The 22,199-nt window shown below is 41.0% G+C and carries 18 protein-coding genes; 10 read left to right on the plus strand and 8 right to left on the minus strand.

All coding sequences use genetic code 11. From position 1 onward, the window contains the following. Nucleotides 1-37 precede the first annotated feature (37 nt). Together prlC and rsmJ are read left to right on the plus strand one after the other, a co-directional pair. A complete protein-coding gene (gene prlC / locus PR683_RS14495) occupies nucleotides 38-2,080 on the plus strand; it encodes an oligopeptidase A (protein WP_272581830.1) in 2,043 nt (680 codons plus the stop codon). Continuing rightward, nucleotides 2,073-2,843 carry a 16S rRNA (guanine(1516)-N(2))-methyltransferase RsmJ gene (gene rsmJ / locus PR683_RS14500; protein WP_109913165.1) on the plus strand — a complete coding sequence of 257 codons (771 nt, stop codon included), beginning with the start codon at nucleotides 2,073-2,075 and terminating at the stop codon, nucleotides 2,841-2,843. Before prlC ends, rsmJ begins: the two co-directional genes overlap by 8 nt. An 83-nt stretch (nucleotides 2,844-2,926) precedes the next feature. Here the strand turns inward: rsmJ and gdhA are convergent, their stop codons facing one another. Together gdhA and uspA are read right to left on the minus strand one after the other, a co-directional pair. Then, on the minus strand, nucleotides 2,927-4,261 hold the full coding sequence (gene gdhA, locus PR683_RS14505; protein WP_004263145.1) for an NADP-specific glutamate dehydrogenase: 1,335 nt from the start codon (nucleotides 4,259-4,261) through the stop codon (nucleotides 2,927-2,929). Nucleotides 4,262-4,527: 266 nt separating this feature from the next. Further along, nucleotides 4,528-4,962: a universal stress protein UspA gene (gene uspA / locus PR683_RS14510; RefSeq protein WP_004263149.1), complete on the minus strand. Its 435-nt coding sequence runs from the start codon at nucleotides 4,960-4,962 to the stop codon at nucleotides 4,528-4,530. Between the two features lie 450 nt (nucleotides 4,963-5,412). Between uspA and uspB the strand changes: the two genes are divergently transcribed. Next, on the plus strand, nucleotides 5,413-5,748 hold the full coding sequence (gene uspB, locus PR683_RS14515) for a universal stress protein UspB (RefSeq protein ID WP_004906561.1): 336 nt from the start codon (nucleotides 5,413-5,415) through the stop codon (nucleotides 5,746-5,748). A 131-nt stretch (nucleotides 5,749-5,879) separates the two neighbouring features. On the opposite strand, the gene pitA is transcribed toward uspB, so the two are convergent. Further along, on the minus strand, nucleotides 5,880-7,370 hold the full coding sequence (gene pitA / locus PR683_RS14520) for an inorganic phosphate transporter PitA (protein ID WP_004906562.1): 1,491 nt from the start codon (nucleotides 7,368-7,370) through the stop codon (nucleotides 5,880-5,882). A 375-nt stretch (nucleotides 7,371-7,745) separates the two neighbouring features. Between pitA and PR683_RS14525 the strand changes: the two genes are divergently transcribed. After that, nucleotides 7,746-8,948, plus strand: coding sequence for an NAD(P)/FAD-dependent oxidoreductase (locus PR683_RS14525; protein WP_004906564.1), 1,203 nt, complete (start codon nucleotides 7,746-7,748; stop codon nucleotides 8,946-8,948). Between the two features lie 496 nt (nucleotides 8,949-9,444). Further along, complete coding sequence (locus tag PR683_RS14530) at nucleotides 9,445-10,143, plus strand: pirin family protein (protein ID WP_109913168.1); 699 nt, start codon at nucleotides 9,445-9,447, stop codon at nucleotides 10,141-10,143. Nucleotides 10,144-10,210: 67 nt separating this feature from the next. On the opposite strand, the gene pckA is transcribed toward PR683_RS14530, so the two are convergent. The 4 genes from pckA to PR683_RS14550 form a co-directional block, all read right to left on the minus strand. Further along, on the minus strand, nucleotides 10,211-11,830 hold the full coding sequence (gene pckA / locus PR683_RS14535) for a phosphoenolpyruvate carboxykinase (ATP) (RefSeq protein ID WP_004906570.1): 1,620 nt from the start codon (nucleotides 11,828-11,830) through the stop codon (nucleotides 10,211-10,213). A 203-nt stretch (nucleotides 11,831-12,033) separates the two neighbouring features. Beyond that, nucleotides 12,034-12,906 (minus strand): Hsp33 family molecular chaperone HslO, encoded by an 873-nt coding sequence (gene hslO, locus PR683_RS14540; RefSeq protein WP_004263166.1) that lies wholly within the window; start codon nucleotides 12,904-12,906, stop codon nucleotides 12,034-12,036. Nucleotides 12,907-12,945: 39 nt separating this feature from the next. Further along, a complete protein-coding gene (gene hslR / locus PR683_RS14545) occupies nucleotides 12,946-13,356 on the minus strand; it encodes a ribosome-associated heat shock protein Hsp15 (RefSeq protein WP_198635203.1) in 411 nt (136 codons plus the stop codon). Nucleotides 13,357-13,420: 64 nt separating this feature from the next. Then, complete coding sequence (locus tag PR683_RS14550; RefSeq protein WP_267751091.1) at nucleotides 13,421-15,514, minus strand: IgaA/UmoB family intracellular growth attenuator; 2,094 nt, start codon at nucleotides 15,512-15,514, stop codon at nucleotides 13,421-13,423. 326 nt (nucleotides 15,515-15,840) lie between these two features. On the opposite strand from PR683_RS14550, the gene nudE reads away from it, so the two are divergent. Continuing rightward, nucleotides 15,841-16,392: an ADP compounds hydrolase NudE gene (nudE, locus tag PR683_RS14555; RefSeq protein WP_004906579.1), complete on the plus strand. Its 552-nt coding sequence runs from the start codon at nucleotides 15,841-15,843 to the stop codon at nucleotides 16,390-16,392. A 156-nt stretch (nucleotides 16,393-16,548) separates the two neighbouring features. Here the strand turns inward: nudE and mrcA are convergent, their stop codons facing one another. Continuing rightward, nucleotides 16,549-19,065 carry a peptidoglycan glycosyltransferase/peptidoglycan DD-transpeptidase MrcA gene (gene mrcA, locus PR683_RS14560; protein ID WP_004906580.1) on the minus strand — a complete coding sequence of 839 codons (2,517 nt, stop codon included), beginning with the start codon at nucleotides 19,063-19,065 and terminating at the stop codon, nucleotides 16,549-16,551. Between the two features lie 116 nt (nucleotides 19,066-19,181). On the opposite strand from mrcA, the gene PR683_RS14565 reads away from it, so the two are divergent. Genes PR683_RS14565 through PR683_RS14580 form a run of 4 tightly spaced genes read left to right on the plus strand, consistent with a single transcriptional unit; the run spans nucleotide 19,182 to nucleotide 22,168 of the window. Then, nucleotides 19,182-20,021, plus strand: a complete 840-nt coding sequence (locus PR683_RS14565) for a pilus assembly protein PilM (protein ID WP_109913171.1) — start codon at nucleotides 19,182-19,184, stop codon at nucleotides 20,019-20,021. Nucleotides 20,022-20,024: 3 nt separating this feature from the next. Beyond that, nucleotides 20,025-20,570 (plus strand): PilN domain-containing protein, encoded by a 546-nt coding sequence (locus PR683_RS14570; protein WP_109913172.1) that lies wholly within the window; start codon nucleotides 20,025-20,027, stop codon nucleotides 20,568-20,570. Then, nucleotides 20,563-21,111, plus strand: a complete 549-nt coding sequence (locus PR683_RS14575) for a hypothetical protein (protein WP_109913173.1) — start codon at nucleotides 20,563-20,565, stop codon at nucleotides 21,109-21,111. Before PR683_RS14570 ends, PR683_RS14575 begins: the two co-directional genes overlap by 8 nt. After that, nucleotides 21,104-22,168 carry a transporter gene (locus PR683_RS14580; protein ID WP_227024235.1) on the plus strand — a complete coding sequence of 355 codons (1,065 nt, stop codon included), beginning with the start codon at nucleotides 21,104-21,106 and terminating at the stop codon, nucleotides 22,166-22,168. The genes PR683_RS14575 and PR683_RS14580 overlap by 8 nt, the downstream gene beginning before the upstream one ends. Nucleotides 22,169-22,199 lie beyond the last annotated feature (31 nt).

Raw genomic sequence — 22,199 nt, forward strand, 5'->3', positions numbered from 1 at the left:
GGCCTACGAGCACAAGCCTGCAATCACAGGATGTTTTATGACAAATTCATTATTAGCCGATTCCGCACTACCCCGCTTTTCTACTATAGAGCCTGCGGATGTTTTCCCCGCAGTCCAACATGTACTCAATGAATATCGCCAAACTGTAGAAAACCTGCTGAGTGCAACGGATCAATACACTTGGGACAACCTGTGCCAACCTTTAGAAGAAGCCAGCGATAAGCTTTCTCGTGTTTGGTCGCCAGTTAGTCATTTGCACTCTGTGAAAAACAGCCCAGAACTGCGCGAAGAGTATGAAAAATGCTTGCCGTTATTGTCTGAATTCAGTACTTGGATGGGGCAACATGAGCCTTTATATCAAGCATATAAGTCATTAAAAGAAGGGGCTGAATTTAATTCCCTTAGCCAAGCTCAACGTAAATCCATCGAAAATACCTTACGTAATTTTGAATTATCCGGCATTGGCTTACCCGCTGAAAAACAGCAACGTTACGGTGAAATCGTCGCACGTTTGTCGGAAATAGCGTCTAAATTTAGCAATAACGTTCTTGATGCTACCATGGGTTGGAGTAAGCTCATTAAAGACGAAAATGAATTAGCGGGTATGCCAGAAAGTGCAATTGCTGCAGCAAAAGCCATGGCTGAATCAAAAGGTGAAGAAGGCTACTTACTCACTCTTGATATGCCAAGCTATTTACCTGTTATGACCTATGCTGACAACGCAGAATTACGTCGTGAGATGAGCCATGCATATAGCACCCGTGCGTCTGACCAAGGCCCAAATGCAGGTAAATGGGATAACAGCGAATTAATTGATGAACTGATGGCTTTACGCCACGAACTAGCGCAATTATTAGGTTTTAAAAACTACGCAGAAAAATCCCTAGCGACCAAAATGGCCGAATCGCCAGAGCAAGTGCTGAATTTCCTCAATGATTTAGCCGACCGAGCTCATCAGCAAGGGGAAAATGAACTGGCTGAACTGACCGCTTTTGCTAAAGAGCATTATGGTGTCGATACGCTTGAATCATGGGATTTAGCCTATTACAGCGAAAAACAAAAACAGCATAAATTCTCATTAAATGATGAGCAGTTACGCCCTTATTTCCCTGAACAGCGCGTCCTGAATGGGTTATTCGAGGTTGTTCATCGTATCTATGGTTTAACCGCTAAAGAGCGCAATGACGTCGAAACATGGCATAAAGATGTACGTTTCTTCGAACTCTATGACGATACCAACACTCTGCGCGGTAGTTTCTACCTTGACCTCTACGCCCGCGAACATAAACGTGGTGGGGCTTGGATGGACGATTGTGTGGGTCGTATGGTGCATAAAGATGGCTCACTACAAAACCCTGTCGCTTACTTAACTTGTAACTTCAATAAGCCACTCGGTGATAAACCCGCCCTGTTTACCCATAATGAGGTCACTACCTTATTCCACGAATTTGGTCATGGTTTACATCATATGTTAACGCAAATTGATGTTGCAGATGTTGCAGGGATTAACGGTGTGCCATGGGATGCCGTCGAACTACCAAGCCAATTTATGGAAAACTGGTGCTGGGAGCCCGAAGCCCTCGAATTTATTTCTGGCCATTATGAAACAGGCGAACCATTACCAACAGAAATGCTCAATAGCATGTTAGCGGCGAAGAATTACCAGTCAGCTATGTTTGTTCTGCGTCAGTTGGAATTTGGTCTATTTGACTTCACCTTACACGCTGAATATGACCCAGCAAAAGGGGCGCAAGTCATGCCAACGTTATATGCAATTAAAGATAAAGTCGCAGTGGTTCCTTCACCAAAATGGTCGCGCTTCCCACATGCCTTTAGCCATATCTTTGCGGGGGGATACGCCGCAGGTTATTACAGCTACTTGTGGGCAGATGTACTCGCGGCAGATGCATACTCACGCTTCAGTGAAGAAGGTATCTTTAATCGTCAAACGGGTCAGTCCTTCCTCGACAATATCCTAAGTCGTGGGGGTTCTGAAGAGCCAATGGCACTGTTTGAACGCTTCCGTGGCCGCAAACCAGAACTCGATGCGATGTTAAAGAGCTATGGTATCCATGGCTAATGACATTGCGATCCAGTTGATCTGTGAAGAGGGTGCCGATCCTGGCACGCTCTCTCAACTTTCTGAAAAATGGCAGCTTTCTCATACCCCTGATGCCGTTATGGCTGTCGTACTTACGCCTGAAAATTTACAACTGCGTAAGCTAGATGAACCTAAATTAGGGGGAATTTTTGTCGACTTCGTCTCTGGGGCTATGGCCCATCGCCGTAAATTTGGAGGGGGTCGTGGTGAAGCGGTCGCCAAAGCTGTGGGAATCAAAAAAGATTATATTCCCGATGTGGTTGATGCCACTGCTGGCCTAGGGCGTGATGCCTTTGTTCTCGCCGCTCTCGGTTGCCATGTCCGCATGTTGGAACGTCACCCTGTGGTTGCTGCCCTATTAGACGATGGCTTACAACGGGGCTATCAAGATGCAGAAATTGGCCCATGGTTACAAGAGCGAATGTCATTGATCCATGCATCCAGTATTACCGCTCTGAGTGAAATAACCCACGCGCCTGATGTTATCTATCTCGACCCGATGTACCCTCATCGGCAAAAAAGTGCTTTAGTGAAGAAGGAAATGCGAGTATTTCAGTCATTGGTGGGAGCAGATGATGATGCAGATTCATTATTAGCCCCTGCGATTGCTTTGGCTAAACGTAGAGTCGTTGTTAAGCGCCCTGACTATGCAGAGCCCCTTGCGGGACAAAAAGCGCCATCAGCGATTACCACTAAAAACCATCGGTTTGATATCTATCCATGCATTAAAAATAACGAATAAACGTAACGGCGAAGGGCGTATGTACAGGTGAATTTATCAGTATGATACAGCCGCCCTTTCGCGTACGTTTTGAGGTCAGAGAATTACAACACACCCTGCCCAAGCATTGCATCAGCGACTTTTACAAAGCCCGCGATATTAGCACCTTGAACATAGTTTGTTTGTTTCTCTTCGCCACCGAATTCCACACAGTGCTGGTGAATATCCAACATGATATGGTGTAGACGAGCGTCAACTTTTTCTGCTTTCCAGCCTAGACGAGCCGCATTTTGAGCCATTTCAAGACCTGACGTTGCCACACCACCTGCATTAGCTGCTTTACCTGGAGCAAACAGCACTCCCGCTTCAAGGAACAGTTCGGTTGCAGGGATCGTCGTTGGCATATTAGCCCCTTCAGCGACCGCTTTAACACCATTTTTGATTAACACTTTTGCTGCATCAACATCCAGCTCATTTTGTGTTGCACATGGCAAAGCAATATCGACAGGCACATTCCATGGTTGCTGGCCCGCTAAGTAAGTTAAGCCAAACTCTTTTGCATATTCTTCAATACGACCATAGTTGTTTTTGATTTCTTCCAAACGTGCAAGTTTTTCTGTTGTAAAACCGTCTTCATCAACCACAGTACCACTTGAATCAGAAGCTGTAACCACTTTAGCGCCAAGCTCCATACATTTTTCAATGGTGTACTGTGCAACGTTACCTGAACCGGAAACTGCTACACGCATCCCTTCAAAGCCTAGGCCATGGCGTTTTAGCATTGCATTTGTGAAATAAACCAAACCGTAACCGGTTGCTTCAGGGCGAATTAAACTACCACCAAAAGACAATCCTTTACCGGTGAATACACAAGAAGTGTCATTAGACAGTTTTTTCATCATACCTGTCATAAAGCCCACTTCACGTCCACCCACACCAATATCCCCCGCAGGGACGTCAGTATTAGAACCAATATGGCGATAAAGTTCTGTCATCAATGCTTGGCAAAAACGCATCACTTCGCCATGGCTTTTACCTTTAGGATCAAAGTCAGAGCCACCTTTACCACCACCCATTGGCAATGTGGTCAGGGCATTTTTCAGTGTTTGTTCAAAGCCTAAGAATTTCAGAATGGATAAATTCACAGATGGATGAAAACGCATACCACCCTTGAATGGGCCGATTGCAGAGCTAAATTGTACACGCCATGCACGGTTGACTTGAACTTTACCTTGGTCGTCTACCCAACACACTCGAAATTGAATCACACGTTCAGGTTCAACAAAACGCTCAAGTAATGCTTGGTCACGATACTTCGCATTTTGCTCTAAGAACGGCCAAAGGGAAGTGAATACTTCACGTACCGCTTGTAAAAATTCAGGTTGAGAAGGGTCTCTTTTTTGGACAGACTCCAAGAACGAAGATAGTGATTGTGTCATCTATGTCTTCCTTTTTAACATGTAGTTGTTGTGATGTGCCTCACTCTTTCTTATCATTATTTTTAGGAAATGTGAGGTTGATTTGCGTTTGCCTATTGAATATATCATTAGTTTGTATTCTAAATTCAAGGTTTTTTTTCACTCTATAGCAAAATAAATTGCTTGACCTGCCAATAACTACCTCAAAATACATATTTTGAAACAAAAAAAACGCCTGCATAAGCAAGCGTTTTTAGTGAATAATATTTCAAACAACGTGATATGGATTATTCTTCATCATCATTTAGTGGCACAATCAACATATCCACATGGACTGTATTGATTAGTTGGCGAGCAGACGACATCAGCTTGCTCCAGAAATCTTGGTGGTGCCCACAGACCACTAAATCCATATTGTATTTTTTGATGGCATCGACCAGTACTTGGCCTAGATCACCACTACCGCTGAGTGTTTCTTGAATTTCATAACCTGCACCTGCAGACAAATCTTTCAGAGCATTACGCGTTTCATCAGTAATACGTTGCTGCATGTCACCAAGATTGACATCAATAAGACCGGTATAGAGGTCTGAATAGTTAACATCAACATGGATCATAGATACTTTGGCCCCGTAAGGTTTTGCCATAGAGACAGCCTTATCCAGTAATACTTTACTTTCAGGTGATAAATCTACCGCAACGAGAATATGTTTGTAAGCCATAAGTAAACTCCTTCCGAATGCTGATTATCTGGTGGTTATGCCTTCACCACATCTTTATGAATACTATACCTGCTAATTGTGATTATTAAGTGTTGCTTTGATCACATCTAAGCAGATTAACCTTAAAATCATCACTTCATATAACATTTTATAAAACAATAACATCATTCATTCAATATTAATATATTGCCCTAAAAAATTCGAGTTATGGAGACTCTTTAGCTTAGTAAAACAACAAAGTTGCCCAGCAAACTGTGATATTAAAGTTCAGTAACTCAGGTTTATTTTCTTCAATATAAACAAAAGGTCATCACAAATTTGCGCTAATTGCACTTTTTTTAAACAATAATTTATCCTACAATAAAATAACTGAGTATAAGTATAATTTTTCTGCTGTATTTCCTTTGCGACAATTGCTGTGAGCTTGAGCTAGGTTCTAAGGAGAGGATTATGTTCAGTATGATTGCATTGTTTTGGGCATTATGCATTTTGTGCATCTTAAATATGATGCGGTACTTTTCTTCCGTTCGTGTTCTATTGTCTATTTTAAGGGATTCAGACCCTCTGCTTTATCAATCCGTTGATGGTAATGGTTTTTTTACTACACACGGCCAGCTAAACAAACAACTCCGGTTAGTTCGATACATAAATAACAAACAATACCTTGAACATTATGACCCTGAAGTTATTTTGCGTTGTGAGCGAATCCGTAAGCAATTCATGATGATAAGCAGGCTCAGCATACTTGTTATCGTGAGTTTAGCGTATTTATTGATAACAGGTTAACTGTGATCGTAACTTTCTAATGAAAAAATAGTGATGGCCTTTCGATCATCACTATTTTGTATATGTAGATTACTGTGTTCATGTAACTGTTAAAGGCTCCATACTCATGTATGAAGCCAAAATTAGCGCGACTAGATAAACAACAGCGATAGCCAGTATAAACCGCCGGATAACACAATGGACACCGGTAAAGTTAATAACCATGCTAGCGCAATGCTTTTAATGGTTTTTGTTTGTACACCACCACCATCGACAACCATCGTACCCGCCACTGCAGAAGATAAAACCTGCGTTGTTGAAACTGGCATACCAGTATAACTTGCCACACCGATAGAGACTGCCGCAGTTACCTGAGCAGATACACCTTGCGCATAAGTCATACCTTTCTTACCAATTTTCTCACCAATGGTCACAGCAACACGCTGCCAACCAAACATGGTGCCTAATGATAATGCTAAAGCAACCGCAATAATGATCCACAATGGTGCATATTCAACGGTATACAGCAAATCATTACTGAGTTTTTTCAGTAAGCTGGCATCTTTGGAACTGGTTTCTGGTAATTTTGCAACCGCATTCGCAGTATCAGAGATACACATCAGCAAACGGCGTGCGTGGTTACGTTGGTCTGGCGTCAGCTCTTCATAACTTTGAATGCCATCAAGCATCGTTTGCGCTTGATTTAAAATAGCGCCAGTACGTGTGCTATCACAATGGAATTCACCACCGGGTTCATCACTACTTTCTGCAACGGTCGGGGCATTTTCTATTGCATGGTTTAACGCTGGTTTATGTGTTTCATAGTATTGTTGCAGGTGGACAACCGCATCATGTGTTTTTGCGATGTCATAACCGTTAGAATTCATATTCATAACGAAACCTGCTGGAGCAACACCAATTAGCACCAGCATGATAAGACCGATGCCTTTCTGACCATCGTTCGCACCATGGGAGAAACTCACCCCAACTGCTGACAAAATCAATGCAGTACGGGTCCAGAATGGCGGCTTACGCTTACCATCTTTTTTCTCACGTTCCGCAGGTGTTAAGTGAATACGACGACGTTTCTTTGTGCCACTCCAATAACGGCGCAAAAAGAAAATCATCAAACCGGCAATCACAAAACCGATAGCGGGAGACAAAATTAATGACATGAAAATACTGATCATTTTCGGTATATTCAAGGCATCAACGACAGACGAATCAGTCACAATCGCGTTGGTTAAACCCACCCCGATTATCGCCCCGATAAGTGTGTGTGAACTGGAAGCAGGAATACCTAAGTACCAAGTTCCAAGGTTCCAAATAATTGCAGCCAAGAGCAATGAGAAAACCATTGCAAGGCCGTGAGCTGAGCTCACATTAAGCAAGAGGTCTGTTGGTAAGAGATGGACAATGGCATATGCAACGCTCAACCCTCCCAGCAAGACACCAAAAAAGTTAAAAACCCCTGCCATGACAACTGCGAACTGAGCCCGCATTGCTCTGGTATAAATAACCGTTGCTACCGCGTTAGCGGTGTCATGGAAGCCATTTATAGCCTCATAGATCAGCACAAACAACAGTGCCAGAACTAATAATAGACCTGTATGAAATTCTAAACCTGTAAAAAGATGTAGCATAGACGTTAAGCCATTATATGTTGGACATGAACGCGGCGCATTATCAGTGACAAACGCTGGCGGTGGAAGCAAAATCTAACCTTTTTTTGATTTAACTACCCATCAAAAAAGTACCTCATAGCAATTACCCCATATATTTCAATGAATTGCAGCAATCAAACTTATTCTGAATTTTTGAAACTTTTTAACGATATTTCCAGAAAATAATCGTTGTTTGCTTTTTTTAGACGAATTTCTCTAATTATAATACGTCCTGTATAGTTTTCATCAGTTCTTCCTCAAAGCTTTACATTACAATCTCGATGAGATGACGTAAAATATCCCAGTTATCAATGTAATTATGCTTAAAATCAAACATATATAGAGACACTTATTGTGAAAAATTTCGACGTTATTATTTTAGGTGCTGGCGCAGCAGGTTTATTTTGTGCCTCACACTCTGGCAAACGCGGTTTGAAAACGCTAGTGGTTGATAACGGGAAAAAATTAGGCAGGAAAATATTGATGTCCGGTGGCGGACGCTGCAATTTCACTAATATGTATACAGAGCACAGTAATTACATTTCTACGAACCCGCACTTTTGTAAGTCAGCACTTGCTCGCTATACACAGTGGGATTTTATTGCCTTAGTCGCTAAATATAATATCCCTTATCATGAAAAAACCTTAGGGCAGCTTTTTTGTGATAATAGCGCACAAGATATCGTCGATATGCTGCAAAGTGAGTGTAACCTACCTAATATCACTATTAAGTTACGTAGTGAGGTCACTGCCGTTGACAAAATAGATGATGGTTTTTTAGTCACGATTAACGGCTCTCAAGTAAGTACCCACTCACTTGTCGTTGCAACCGGCGGCTTATCGATGCCTGGTTTAGGTGCAACCCCCTTTGGCTATCGCCTTGCGGAACAGTTTGGGCATACTATTATTCCAACACGAGCAGCACTGGTGCCCTTCACTTTACATAAACCCCTTTTAGAAACATTGCAGGTACTTTCAGGCATCTCTGTCCCTGCAACGGTAACAGCAGCAAATGGCACCGTATTTAAAGAAAATATTTTATTCACCCATCGGGGGCTTTCTGGTCCAGCCATTTTGCAAATATCCAGCTACTGGAACCCTGGTGAGTACGTAAGTATTAACTTACTTCCCGATATTGCCGTAAATGATTTTATCGCTTCAGAGAAACACCAGCACCCAAATCAATCGTTGAAAAATACCTTAGCAAAAATACTACCTAAACGGCTAATTGAGATATTACAAGCTCAAGGGCAAATCCCTGAATGTGCGCTAAAACAGCTTAACCATCCTCAAATTGAAGCGTTGCACACCACATTACACCAATGGCAGGTACAACCTAATGGAACGGAAGGGTACCGCACAGCTGAAGTAACATTAGGTGGCGTTGATACTCACGAAATATCGTCTAAAACCATGCAATCGCTTAAAGTGTCTGGCCTGTACTTTATTGGTGAGGTGATGGATGTAACTGGCTGGCTCGGAGGTTATAATTTTCAATGGGCATGGAGTTCCGCGGCTGCATGTGCGGAAAGCTTGCCTCTCCCTTTCACTGAATAATAGGAAAAAGACTGGAAACATACTCAGTCTTAACTCGACGCTTAACGGAATTGTTCTGTTAGGAGTATCCTCCTGTATTGATGCCCAGAAAATCTTAATCCATTGAAAAATAATGGTTAATATTTAATTTCATATAAATCATATAATTGCAGTTTTAATTATAAGATATATTATTTTGGTTAAAAATAATGCTTTACAAACGATAGTGATAACTATTATCATTATCATCACTTCCTCGATAGGGTTACTTAGTCACCCTTTTGCAGGGGGTACGACATTGCTCACATTGCTTCCAGTGTTTACTTTAGCCAGCCTTGCGCTGGCTATTTTTTTATCCACACCACAATTTTCTGCAATCACCGCGTATCTTATTCAAATTTTTTGGATCCTATGGTTAATGGGAGCTACTTTTCTCTGCGTATAAATTGGTTAAACTGTCATCAACACATTTAGAGCGAGTTCAACCAAGGTTGAAATCCGTACAGGAGAGAACACGATGATTTATTTACGCAAAGCAAACGAACGTGGTCATGCAAACCATGGATGGCTCGACAGTTGGCATACTTTTTCATTCTCTAGCTACTATGATGAGCAATTTATGGGCTTTTCTGCACTGAGAGTGATTAACGAAGACTTTATTGCTGCGGGCCAAGGGTTTGGAACCCACCCCCATAAAGATATGGAAATATTGACCTATGTGCTCAATGGGACTGTCGAACATAAAGACAGCATGGGCAATATGGAGCAAATCCCTGCGGGTGAATTCCAAATTATGAGTGCAGGTACGGGTATTCGTCATTCTGAATACAACCCAAGCAATGAAGAAGAGCTACACCTGTACCAAATTTGGATCATTCCTGAGAGAACGGGTATTGAGCCACGTTATGAGCAAAAACGGTTCGATTCCAAAGATGGCAAGCAATTGGTGCTATCACCGGATGCACGTGATGGCTCATTAAAAGTTTATCAAGATATGGAACTGTGGCGCTGGGCATTACCTGCAAATGAAACACACACTCATGCGGTCGCTGATAAGCGAGTTGTATGGATTCAAGTCGTCAAAGGGAATGTGGAAATCAATGGCCAAAAAGCAACCACCAGCGATGGTTTAGCTATTTGGCAAGAAACAGCACTCACCATCAAAGCAAGTGAAGATAGTGAAATCCTGTTGTTTGACTTACCATCCGCAGAATAATCATTTTCACAACAAAAAAGGCTCTACATTGGTAGAGCCTTTATTATTTATTGATTCACAAAACTAATTACAGTTTTGGCCCGGCTTTCACCAGTGCAGCACCTGCTGGCGTGTCCGTGTACTTATCAAAGTTATTCACGAAACGTTCTGCTAAGTCTTGCGCTTTTTCATCCCACTGCGCTTTGTCTGCATAAGTATTACGTGGGTCAAGGATATTGGTATCCACACCCGGTAATGCTGTTGGGACTTCTAAATCGAACACAGGCAGTTTAATCATGTCCGCTTTTTCGATATCACCACTTAAAATAGCATCGATGATGGCACGAGTATCTTTGATGGAGATACGTTTGCCTGTACCGTTCCAGCCTGTATTCACTAAGTAAGCTTTCGCGCCAGCCGCTTCCATACGTTTAACTAATACTTCAGCGTATTGTGTTGGGTGCAATGATAAGAATGCAGCGCCAAAACATGCAGAGAATGTCGGAGTCGGTTCCGTCACACCACGCTCTGTCCCTGCTAATTTCGCGGTAAAGCCTGACAGAAAGTGGTACTGCGTTTGTTCAGGCGTTAAACGAGAAACAGGTGGCAACACACCAAATGCATCTGCGGTTAAGAAGATAACTTTTGTTGCATGGCCCGCTTTAGAAACAGGTTTTACAATGTTGTCAATGTGGTAGATTGGATAAGAAACACGGGTATTTTCCGTTTTTGAACCATCATTGAAATCAACAGTACCATCTGCCAACACCATCACGTTTTCCAATAACGCATCACGTTTGATAGCGCCATAGATGTCTGGCTCAGCTTCTTTAGATAAGTTGATCGTTTTTGCGTAGCAACCGCCTTCAAAGTTGAATACGCCGTCATCATCCCAACCGTGTTCATCGTCACCAATTAACTTACGTTTTGGATCTGTAGAAAGTGTGGTTTTACCTGTTCCAGATAAACCAAAGAAAATGGCGACATCGCCTTTTTCGCCGACGTTAGCAGAACAGTGCATAGATGCAATGCCTTTTAATGGCAGCAGGTAGTTCATCATAGAGAACATACCTTTCTTCATTTCGCCACCATACCAAGAGCCACCGATCAGTTGCATGCGCTCTGTTAAGTTGAACGCAACAAAGTTTTCTGAATTCAAACCTTGTGCTTCCCAATTCGGGTTAGTACATTTCGCGCCGTTCATGACGATGAAATCAGGTTCGAAGCCCACTAGCTCTTCATCTGATGGGCGAATGAACATGTTTTTAACGAAATGCGCCTGCCATGCAACTTCAGTGATGAAACGTACTTTTAGACGAGTGTCGGCGTTCGCACCACAGAATGCATCAATGATAAACAAACGTTTACCAGACAGTTGTTCAGTCACTAAATGTTTGAGATCCGCCCAAACTTCTTGTGACATCGGTTTGTTGTCGTTTTTACCTTTACCTTGGTCTGCCCACCAAACTGTATCGCGAGTCACGTCATCACGTACAATATATTTATCTTTTGGTGAACGACCAGTAAAGATACCTGTATCAACCGCAACCGCACCTAAAGTGGTTACTGTTCCACGCTCATAACCTTCAAGTCCTGGCTTAGTTTCTTCCGTGAATAATAGCTCGTAACTTGGGTTATAAACCACTTCAGCTACATCATGAATACCGTACTTTTCAAGTTCCTTCAGGGTAATGCTTTTAGCGCTCATTATATTGCTCCTGGTAAACATAATTAATCTGCGGATGATCATAATTCTTTACGACTAATTAACAGCGATTGCTATCAAAGAATTGAAAATGTATAATTTTTTTTAATTCATAATGAGACTTAGAGCACGTAATAATGCTTTAAAATTATAAAAAAAGGGTGCAGAATTGCACCCTTGTCACATAATTAGGTTGCTAAATCGTATCAGTGAAGTTGCTGATTTAGCTCATTATTTAACCCTTGAAGATCGGATTCAATAAATACGTAATGTGAGCCACAAAATTCACACTCCATATCAATTTTTCCATCTTTGTGTAAAATATCGATAACATCTTCCTTCGGTAACGTCGCTAATGTACTTTCGCAACGCTCCCTTGAACAAGTACAACGAAACTCGACAGATTGTGGGTCATATAACGTGACATCTTCTTCATGATAAAGACGATGTAAAACCTCTTTCACATCCAATGTGCTCAGCTCTTGGCCTTTAATTGTGGCTGTCAGTTGCACTAAGTGGTCAAAGAAATCATGGCTTGTTTCATTTGCCGCTGGTAAAACTTGCAACAACATGCCACCTGCACTTGGTTTCCCATCTACTTCACCCACACGAATGAATAAACGGGTTGGCAATTGCTCTGACTGGCGGAAATAGGCATCAATGCTTTCTTCAATAGAATCCCCTTCGATCGCCACAATTCCTTGATAACGTTCACCTTGATTCGGTGTGATGGTAATCACCATAAAACCATTACCAATCATCTGCTTCAGAGTGCTACCAGCCACAACAGGGCCATCTACACGTGCAACACCACGCATCTGTTGTAAATTATTACCGTTGATAACCGCCAGATTAACCGGCCCATCCCCTTGAATTTGGACAGTAATATCACCATCAAACTTCAACGTTGCCGTCAATAAACTGGTAGCAACAAGTAACTCACCTAACAAACCTTTCACCGCTGTTGGGTAGTCATGGTTTTCTAAAATATGTTCAAAGGTTTCATCAACACTGATCATTTCCCCACGAACGGAATGTTGCTCAAATAAAAAACGGTGGAGTAAGTCTTGGTTTGCCATAATATCTCTCTATTGCTCGGGCTGTTGCTCAGGCCGTCATCAAGACGACTCATGAGAATTTGTTTGTTTAAACTTTAATAGAGTACGCCGTTCTTTCTTATCTGGACGTCGCTCTGGATGCGGCATCGTAAGTGCATTCATCTTACGCGCTTGTGCCATTTTCTCTCGTTGTTCAATACTTTCTACGGTTTCACAGTACAGTAACTGTGCTTCCGGCGCGCCTTTACGCTGGCTACTAATTTGCATGATTTCAACCGTCCGTTCATCATTACCTTGCCGAAGCTTAACGATTCCGTGTAGCTCAACAATCTTCCCGGGCTTAGTTCTTTGCCCATTATAATGAACTTTACCACCTTCAATCATTTCACGGGCGACTGCACGCGTTTTATAAAATCGCGCAGCCCACAGCCATTTATCAAGGCGAACAGATTCTATAGTGGATTGATTCATGGTGCCTCCTCAACATAAGTCTGAATCAAACTAAGAAGAGGCTCCCTCTATTTTCGGGATGATACTATCGACGATAGGAAGGGGGATTAGCCTCAAAGCATTTATCATAATATTCTGTGATATTACGCAAACGCTTCTTATTATTCAAAACACGTAGCACAATCAACGAACCATTTAACAAAGCACACACTAACAAAAACAGGATAAAAATCGCACTACGTATATACTGAGATACCACTTTTGCATTGGGCTCTTCATGCAACACAATTTGCAATGTGCCATTAGCATCTACTGATAAACTCGTAATGACCCCTTCAATATTGAACGGTGTATTGATTAGAAGATTTGATAACCTTTGCAATTCTTGCCAACGCTGTAATGGCGATAACTCATTAAAAGAAGCTCCCGGTATCGAATCGACTAAAGGCTTATTTTCATCACTAATTAATAAAACACCTCCAGGAGGCGGACTATTAATTTTACGCACTTCTCTGTCTATTTCTGTCCTGATAAAATCATATATGGTGTCTTCCACGATGTTTTCCAAGGCCTCTGCGCTACCCGCACGCAATAAAACATGAGCCCCTTTTAATTTTCCTGTGGATGCTTTCTTTACTAATGTAGGCCAATCCTCTGTACTTCCTAAGTTAGTCAGTGCATTTTTTAATTTTAAGCAGTTATCCGAATTATGGCACAGTTGTTCTGTTCCCATAATAATAGCCGAAAAATCAAAGATGATATTCATCCCAGATTTCATAATATCGCGCTGTAACCTTGGATTAACCCCGACTGAGTTTTTGTCTGGATGTAATTGGCTTTTGACAGTATCAAGCAATGATATTGAACGTTCGACAACCTCTGATTGAGGTTCAGTCAGTAAACTAACATCATTCCAATAAATACCAGAGCAATCAAACGGTACAAATTGAGCTTGGTTTTCTTTATTCAAATTCGGTGGGCGGTAACACATCCCTTTACCTTGGGCAACTAATGTATCCCCAATTTTGATCTGACGGGAAACAAGGTCATTAGGGTCCTCAACCTTAATTTTCTCTGTACCACCTAACCAAGCAAAACCCAGTTTTATCGGTAACCCCATCGGTTGATATGCAAATATCAAGGCCATCGTTAATAATGCCCCAACTAACATCAATACATTCTTCTTGAACCGTTTATATGGGTAATAACGTTCTTCTTCATGCAACGAAAGGTATTTACCGTGTCTAACTACCTCACCCGTTGCATAAAAATCAATATTAACGGCTTGGTTTTCTTCGTATTTTAAATAATTTCCCCAATGACTGGGGTAATGCAAATCAATCCCCGCAATAGAGGTATTTGTTGAGTATTTTTTATCAAGCTCTCCATAAAGTTCCCAACGCTTTGGCTGACCATGAATACATTGAATATCTTGGTATTTTCGAGGAAACATCCTAGAGCGAAAAAGAACAAGTAACCCAATGACAAACGTAATCATTGAAATCACTAACCCCGATTCCTGTAATAACGGGATTGAAACGAGGGTTAAATAACCAAATAAAAAACTCAGGCAAATGATCGCAGCGCCAAGCCAGCCCGTAGAATGGTGTAATCTATGCTCTTCTATCGTCTCTTTACGCACTTTTAATCGTTCAATGCTATGTTGGCCACGTTCTTGAATTGCAGCATCAGGCAATATTGAATCGAGTGGCACGCCAGTTTGCCATTCACTACTAAAATCTTTCAATGAGTGACTATTCATTGAAATAATCAATGGTAAATGATCTGTTTCGACTATCTCCATGACATTTTGGCGCTGCAAAAACGGTTCAAGCTGTGAAGGGAGCTGAACTTCAATGGTATCAATAAAATAACGCCAGCTATTTCCCTGCTCTTGGCGCAAATTAAAACGCGTTAATGAATGGCAAATTGTTGCTATTGTTGAATTTTTTTTGATTTGCCATGGATGTTGAGAAGAATTTATTGATACAGCAGAGCAATAATTTAAATACTGAGAGATGGTTTGGTAATCTGAATCAATCATTTTTCTAAATGATGGTGACGCTACAGAGGGTATTTGATAGACGCCAGAACGCCGCCCCCGCCTAAAATATAGGAAGGAAGCCATTATAGTCAGGCTAATAACAATTATAGCCGTTATAATGACATGGTTCAGCATTGTTTCCCCAATGAAAAATGAATAAGAAAAGCATATCAACCATCAGGCTTTCTAAAAATAAGCCAATTCCTATTCTATTTAGGATTTTTATTTTAAATTACAACATCTTGTAAAAAAATTTTTTATTTATTCATCCGTGCTATTTTTGAACGACGATTATACTAACAGCATTTTATCGACTCGATAATATCTATCATTTTATTTTGATATAGGTCATAGTTGTACGGTGATTTCAAAATACGGGCAGTACTAAGTACGACGCGTCTCGTAAATCAATGAAATATGCTTTTAGCAATAGATTTCACTCATCCTGTTCGGAAATCGTTATGACAGAGTTAAAAAAACCAAAAATCTTGAATATTCAAGATGTTGCTCAATCAAAATTATTCAGCATTCAATCAGTTGATCTCGAATTTAGTAATGGCGAAAAACGAGTCTATGAAAGAATGCGGCCCGCAAAACGTGAAGCGGTTCTTATTGTTCCTATCATGGGTGATAACCTCATCCTCATTCGCGAATACGCTGTCGGAATTGAAAGCTATGAATTAGGCTTTCCCAAAGGTGCTATCGACCCCGGTGAAATCGCCATTGAAGCAGCCCAACGTGAACTCAAAGAAGAAATAGGTTATGGCGCTAATCACATTGTTCAGCTCGCCAAACTTACGATGTCACCATCATACTTCTCAAGTAAAATGAACATTCTTATCGCTCAAGACTTATACAGCGAAAAACTCGAAGGAGATGAGCCAGAACCACTACAACAAGAGCTATGGCCAATATCTCGAATGATGGAATTACTGGAACATCCTGATTTCAACGAAGCTCGGAATATTAGCGCACTTTTCTATCTAGAACGTTACTTAAAAAGTAGTAAGTAAAAACACCTATTATTGTATCAGCTGTATGTGATTTCCATAACCAATTATTAATATTGGCACATAATCGCCTGATATATTAAATGTCTCTATAGAAAACACCCCATGTTTTAAATCAACAATGGGGTGCTAATTGAGAGAGTTTAGCCAACAATAATTTTAAAATAGCTCTTGGCTAGCCCCACCTTCCGTAGAAATTGTCGTGCCTACCTCTTGTACTGCATGTTCTTTCGGTTCTGTTCCTTCAATAAAATACTCACGACGGGAAGAACCTAACTTACCTGTCCGGCTATCAATGGATACAGAAATAACCCCTTTAGGTGGCTTCATTGTTTTCACAGGCACTCCATCCAAAATAGACTTCATAAAGTCATCCCACATAGGCTGTGCACTTTTAGCACCCGCTTCACCACGACCTAGTGTGCGCCTATTGTCATCGAAACCTATCCATGCTGAAGCCACAACATCTGGACCATAGCCAGAGAACCAAGCATCCTTCGAGCTATTCGTTGTTCCTGTTTTTCCACCAATATCACGCCGGCCACCTAAGTCTCTCGCTGCACGCCAACCTGTACCAGACCAACCAGGCTCGCCATAGATATTAGTCATCATCGCATCCCTAATTAAGAATGCGAGTGGGGTATTAATCACATGAGGTGCATATTGATCACCAGCATTCCCGTCTAGGTTAGATGCCGTTGTTAATTCCATTGTTGGCTCTTGTATGACGGTATTATCATCCGATTGCGTCACTTCTTCGGTAGATTCATCATCTATACCTTTACTCGCAATAGTGCGTTCAGTATCCCCATAAATCACAGGAATATTCGTACAATCAGGACATGCTATTTTAGGATTAGCTTCGAAAATAACCTCATCATTATGATTTTCGATCTTCGAAATGTAGTATGGGTCAATCAAATACCCACCATTGACCATGACGGCATATCCACGAACCATTTGCATTGGTGTAAATGATGGCGCACCTAGCGCTAACGCCTCTGTACGGTTAATATTTTCCGCTGGGAAACCAAAGCGAGTCAAATAATCAGCGGCGTAGTCCACACCCATGGCTCTCATTGCGCGAACCATCACAACGTTTTTTGATTGGCCTAAACCTTGACGCAAACGAATAGGCCCATCATATCGAGGTGGTGAATTCTTAGGACGCCAATCAGAACCTGCGCCCGCATCCCAACGGCTAATCGGCACATCATTAAGTAATGATGATAATGTCAGGCCTTTATCCATCGCAGCGGTATACAAGAAAGGTTTAATATTCGAACCAACTTGGCGTAATGATTGAGTAACCCGGTTAAACTCACTCATATTGAAGTCAAACCCACCAACAAGCGCAATAATTGCACCGTCATTCGGATTCAAAGCAACAAAGGCAGCATTTACATCAGGCACTTGCCCTAACCACCAGTTATCTTTAACTTTTCGAACCCAAATTTGCTCACCCACTTGCATCACTGCATTTACGGCTCTTGGCGTGGCGCCTTGCTGAGTATCTGAAATAAATTTACGTGCCCAACGCACCCCGGTCATCGTAATTGGGATTTGCGAGCCATCAGCTAACATCACTTGTGCTTCTGAAGCCGTTGCAGATGTTACGACGGCAGGCATTAATGGCCCATAAACAGGCATTTTCTTCAATTTTTCAACAATCTGCTCTGCTGTCCAAGCCGTTTCATTCTGTTTCCATAAAACCTCGGCAGGACCGCGATAACCATGGCGAGTATCGTAGTCGATCAAATTATTACGAACTGCAGTTGTTGCTGCTTCCTGATCTTTGCGGATCACCGTAGTGTAAACTTTATACCCATCGGTATAGGCATCTTCACCATATTTATCAAACAAGGTTTGACGCGCCATTTCGGCTAAATACGGCGCAGAAAAATCGATTTTCGGCGCATGATATGAAGCAACTATTTTTTCATTTTTTGCTTGTTCATACTGGTCTTGAGTAATGTATTTCTCCTCAAACATACGAGAAAGAACCACATTACGACGACTTACAGCACGGTCATAAGAATACAGCGGGTTAAATGTAGAAGGCGCTTTTGGCAAACCCGCAATCATCGCGATTTCACTAAGCGTCAACTCATCTACTGTCTTACCAAAATAAACGTACGCAGCCGCCCCGACGCCATAAGCACGGTTACCTAAATAAATTTTATTCAGGTACAGCTCCATAATTTCATCTTTAGTAAAAAGCTGCTCAATGCGAATAGCTAAAAAAGCCTCTTTAACTTTACGCATCAAGGTTTTTTCAGGACTTAAGTAAAAGTTTCTCGCGAGCTGCTGAGTAATCGTACTGGCCCCCTGAGAAGCATGACCAGATGATGCCATGACAGTAACAGCACGGAAAATACCAATAGGGTCAATCCCGTGGTGATCATAAAAACGGCTATCTTCAGTTGCAATAAACGCTTTTATCATTAAAGGAGGAATTTCTGCCAGCGGTAAAGGAATACGACGTTTTTCCCCATATTGGGCAATCAATTCGTTATCCGCACTGTATACCTGCATTGGAATTTGCAGACGAATGTCTTTCATTGTTGCGACATCAGGTAACTCACCTTCGACATATTTATACATGCCATAAATCGAGGCGGTTCCCAAAAAAATGCAACAGAAAACAAGAATAAAAAAGTATTTTACGAACTTCACCGGAAAATTCCCATGCTCGGCTAACAAGAGGGTTTAGATATCACTAACACACAGTATAAAGCTTATACAGCACAATAGAAAACGTAATTTATTTGTTAATGATAAGGAAATTAACTATGTATACATCAAAATGGAACATTGGGATCGACCTATATCGAGATAGAATCCAGCTAGTCGCTGCAAAGCGGCGCAGACAATACTGGCATTTATGTGAATGTTGGCAGCAGCAATTACCATTCGAATTAACGGATAATTCTAGCCATCAGCAGTATGAAATTTTACTGGATATTTTATTACAATGGCGTCAGAAATTACCTAAAAAGTGTTCAGTATCCTTCGCATTACCTGCCGTTCGTACAATAAAACAACAAATTTCATTACCCAGTGAAATCAAATTGCCACAACCGGAATTAGGGTGGTACTTACAATCTCAAGCTGAAAAGCGTTTTTCTATGCACGCCCAAGAGCTGGTTATCGACTATCGCGTCATCAAACAACAAGTTTATTTTAATGGGGCTCGCCAGTCAGATATTACCTTTTGGCAAAATCTATTTACAGAAAGCGGGTTTAACCTACTTGCTATTGATGTCGCCCCCATAGCTTTACGTTATGTGGCAAGAAATGCGGGTTTACCCGATGAATGTTGGGTTATTCATTACCGACAAGGTGAATGGCTTTGGTCAGGGCCAACTAGCCAACCAGCGAATTACAACCATTTACAAGATACCGACATACCGACACTTTCCCACTTGCTGCCCTTTCTTGATCGAGATGATACTCCCCCTACTTCGCCTATCTACCTGATTACAGATCATCAACATATTCATCACACCGCTAAGGTTGCTCATCATTGGGAATTACGTCAAGCTTTTCAAAAGCATAATATTAAATTACCGCAATTATTGGGGGATTTTGTGATTGCCGCCGGCCTTGCTTTGCGTCATGGAGATATTTAACTGATGGAACTATACCAAGTTAATTTTCTTCCTTGGCGCCAACAGCAAATAAAAAAGAAGATACGAGAGTTTTTACTCTTTTGTTTTGTGGTTTGCTGTTCAGTAATTATAGCTTGTATTTTTTTACTTTTATTTCAACAAATTGAAATAAATGACCTAAAAAACAGAAAGCATAATAGCCAACTGCAATACGAACAGATACAGCAATTAACATTACAAATCACGGCTCAACAAGCACAGAATAACCGTTTGATGAACAAAAAAAGACAGATAGATAGCATCATGGAAAATAATCAATTTTTACTTAGGCTATTACAAAATCTGTCGACTATAACACCGCCCAAAAGTTGGCTCACAAATCTACAGTTAATGGATAACAAAATAGAGATCAAAGCTAACAGTTATGATTTTCAAGATATCAATTCACTCGGCTTACAGCTTAAAAAACACCCTGGTTTGAGCGATATTCAATTGAAAAAAATCAGCCGAATGAATCAATTAAATCGTTTACACCTAACTGCTAAATACCAAGGGGAGTTCGATGAGTGAATCTACACATTCTTTTTGGTATCGCCCTTTTTGGCAACAAACGCTACCGGTTTGCTTCTTCATGGCTCTTTGTATCACTGCTGGGTATTTTTTATACTGGAAAGAAAACCAAAATCAGATCATGGGATTAGCCACTGAGAACCTGAGTTTAACTGAAGCAATTGCAAAAGAAACAAAAACTCTCCGCCACTCACCTTCGTTGCAACAGCTAGAAAAGCAGGCTCAATTGTTAAAACAATCAGTTGATACTAACGAAGCCCCTCTTGAATTACTTACACAGTTAAATACTTTACTTTCTCGTTCTTCAGTCACACTTAATCAATTGCAACCCACAGATATCAATACCTATTTTATGGAGTTCCAAGGCAATTTTGCTGCTATTTATTACGTTATAGAGCAACTTCTTACTCTTCCTCAAACTCAGAGATGGCATTTTCATGACATAAAAATAAATTTAAAACAAGGAGTTATTGTTACCACCATCTCATTTTCTTTTTTCAACAACACTCTTGCTATCAAGGATGATAACCATAATGAATAGCTCACTAACTAACATTCACATGATAATTATTGGAGGACTCCTCTTTTTATCTTCATTTTTAGTCTCTGCCGAAGAAATTAGAGATCCCTTTGCACCACTTACCCCACCTTTAGTAATAGAAAATCAGCCCACTTCGGAGATTACAATAGCGCCGATAGCGCCAAGTAAAACACCACAAGCCGAAAAAATATTTAAATTAGTCTCAATCAATGTTCAAGAGGTTCGTCTCCTATTAGAACACCCTGATACGTCGTTATTATCAAAAAATGCATCTATCCATCACGATATCACGACAAACAGCCTCATTATTAAAGATGATCCAGACCGATTAGCACTGATTGATGAATGGATAAAACATAAAGATATGCCAAATAAACAAGTGCAAATCACCGCACATATCATTAGTAGCAGCCGAACTGCATTACAAGAATTGGGTTTAGAATGGGGAATGATGGCAGGGGGAAACCTGAGCGCTAATCATTTACATCGTTACAACCGTTACTCTTCAATATCCGGGCAATTTTCCTTCAATGTTCTTAGCCTTGGAGAGGGTTTACTTGAAATGAAACTTAAAGCATTAGAAAAAGAAAATTTGCTTTCTATTATTGCGAGTCCTCGTTTAGTTGCTTCACACCAACAACCCGCAAGTATTCAGCAAGGTACAGAGATCCCCTACGTCACCAGTAATGAAAAGAAAACGCACGTACAATTTAAAGATGCTGTACTCGGGATGGATGTCACTCCCGCTATTGTGCGTGATGAAAAAGTTGAGTTAAATCTAAAAATTAGTCATAACTCGCCTGATACTGCACTCACTAGCAGTCAACATCATCACTTGGCCATCAATAAGCAAGAAATCGCAACGACCGTCACTATCAAAAATAATGAAACACTTATCCTTGGGGGAATTTTTCAGCAAAAACAAGAAAAAACAGAGACGGGGTTACCTTTTTTATCTCACATTCCTTTTCTAGGTACATTATTCACAAATACGGCAGAGCATATAGATAAACGTGTCCTTATCGTTTTTATAACACCAAAACTTATCAATATTTAATATAGAAAAAATAACGCATATACTTCAAATA

Source organism: Providencia sp. PROV269 (assembly GCF_028477785.1).
Taxonomy (GTDB): Bacteria; Pseudomonadota; Gammaproteobacteria; order Enterobacterales; family Enterobacteriaceae; genus Providencia; species Providencia rettgeri.

What these genes read in the sequence shown, in the direction of transcription:
- PR683_RS14580 (WP_227024235.1), top strand. Translation starts at nt 21,104, where the DNA reads ATGAATAGCTCACTAACTAACATTCACATGATAATTATTGGAGGACTC.
- PR683_RS14550 (WP_267751091.1), bottom strand. Translation starts at nt 15,514, where the DNA reads ATGCTGAACCATGTCATTATAACGGCTATAATTGTTATTAGCCTGACT.
- pitA (WP_004906562.1), bottom strand. Translation starts at nt 7,370, where the DNA reads ATGCTACATCTTTTTACAGGTTTAGAATTTCATACAGGTCTATTATTA.
- hslR (WP_198635203.1), bottom strand. Translation starts at nt 13,356, where the DNA reads ATGAATCAATCCACTATAGAATCTGTTCGCCTTGATAAATGGCTGTGG.
- uspA (WP_004263149.1), bottom strand. Translation starts at nt 4,962, where the DNA reads ATGGCTTACAAACATATTCTCGTTGCGGTAGATTTATCACCTGAAAGT.
- rsmJ (WP_109913165.1), top strand. Translation starts at nt 2,073, where the DNA reads ATGGCTAATGACATTGCGATCCAGTTGATCTGTGAAGAGGGTGCCGAT.
- prlC (WP_272581830.1), top strand. Translation starts at nt 38, where the DNA reads ATGACAAATTCATTATTAGCCGATTCCGCACTACCCCGCTTTTCTACT.
- gdhA (WP_004263145.1), bottom strand. Translation starts at nt 4,261, where the DNA reads ATGACACAATCACTATCTTCGTTCTTGGAGTCTGTCCAAAAAAGAGAC.
- PR683_RS14575 (WP_109913173.1), top strand. Translation starts at nt 20,563, where the DNA reads ATGAGTGAATCTACACATTCTTTTTGGTATCGCCCTTTTTGGCAACAA.
- uspB (WP_004906561.1), top strand. Translation starts at nt 5,413, where the DNA reads ATGTTCAGTATGATTGCATTGTTTTGGGCATTATGCATTTTGTGCATC.
- PR683_RS14570 (WP_109913172.1), top strand. Translation starts at nt 20,025, where the DNA reads ATGGAACTATACCAAGTTAATTTTCTTCCTTGGCGCCAACAGCAAATA.
- PR683_RS14565 (WP_109913171.1), top strand. Translation starts at nt 19,182, where the DNA reads ATGTATACATCAAAATGGAACATTGGGATCGACCTATATCGAGATAGA.
- hslO (WP_004263166.1), bottom strand. Translation starts at nt 12,906, where the DNA reads ATGGCAAACCAAGACTTACTCCACCGTTTTTTATTTGAGCAACATTCC.
- PR683_RS14530 (WP_109913168.1), top strand. Translation starts at nt 9,445, where the DNA reads ATGATTTATTTACGCAAAGCAAACGAACGTGGTCATGCAAACCATGGA.
- pckA (WP_004906570.1), bottom strand. Translation starts at nt 11,830, where the DNA reads ATGAGCGCTAAAAGCATTACCCTGAAGGAACTTGAAAAGTACGGTATT.
- nudE (WP_004906579.1), top strand. Translation starts at nt 15,841, where the DNA reads ATGACAGAGTTAAAAAAACCAAAAATCTTGAATATTCAAGATGTTGCT.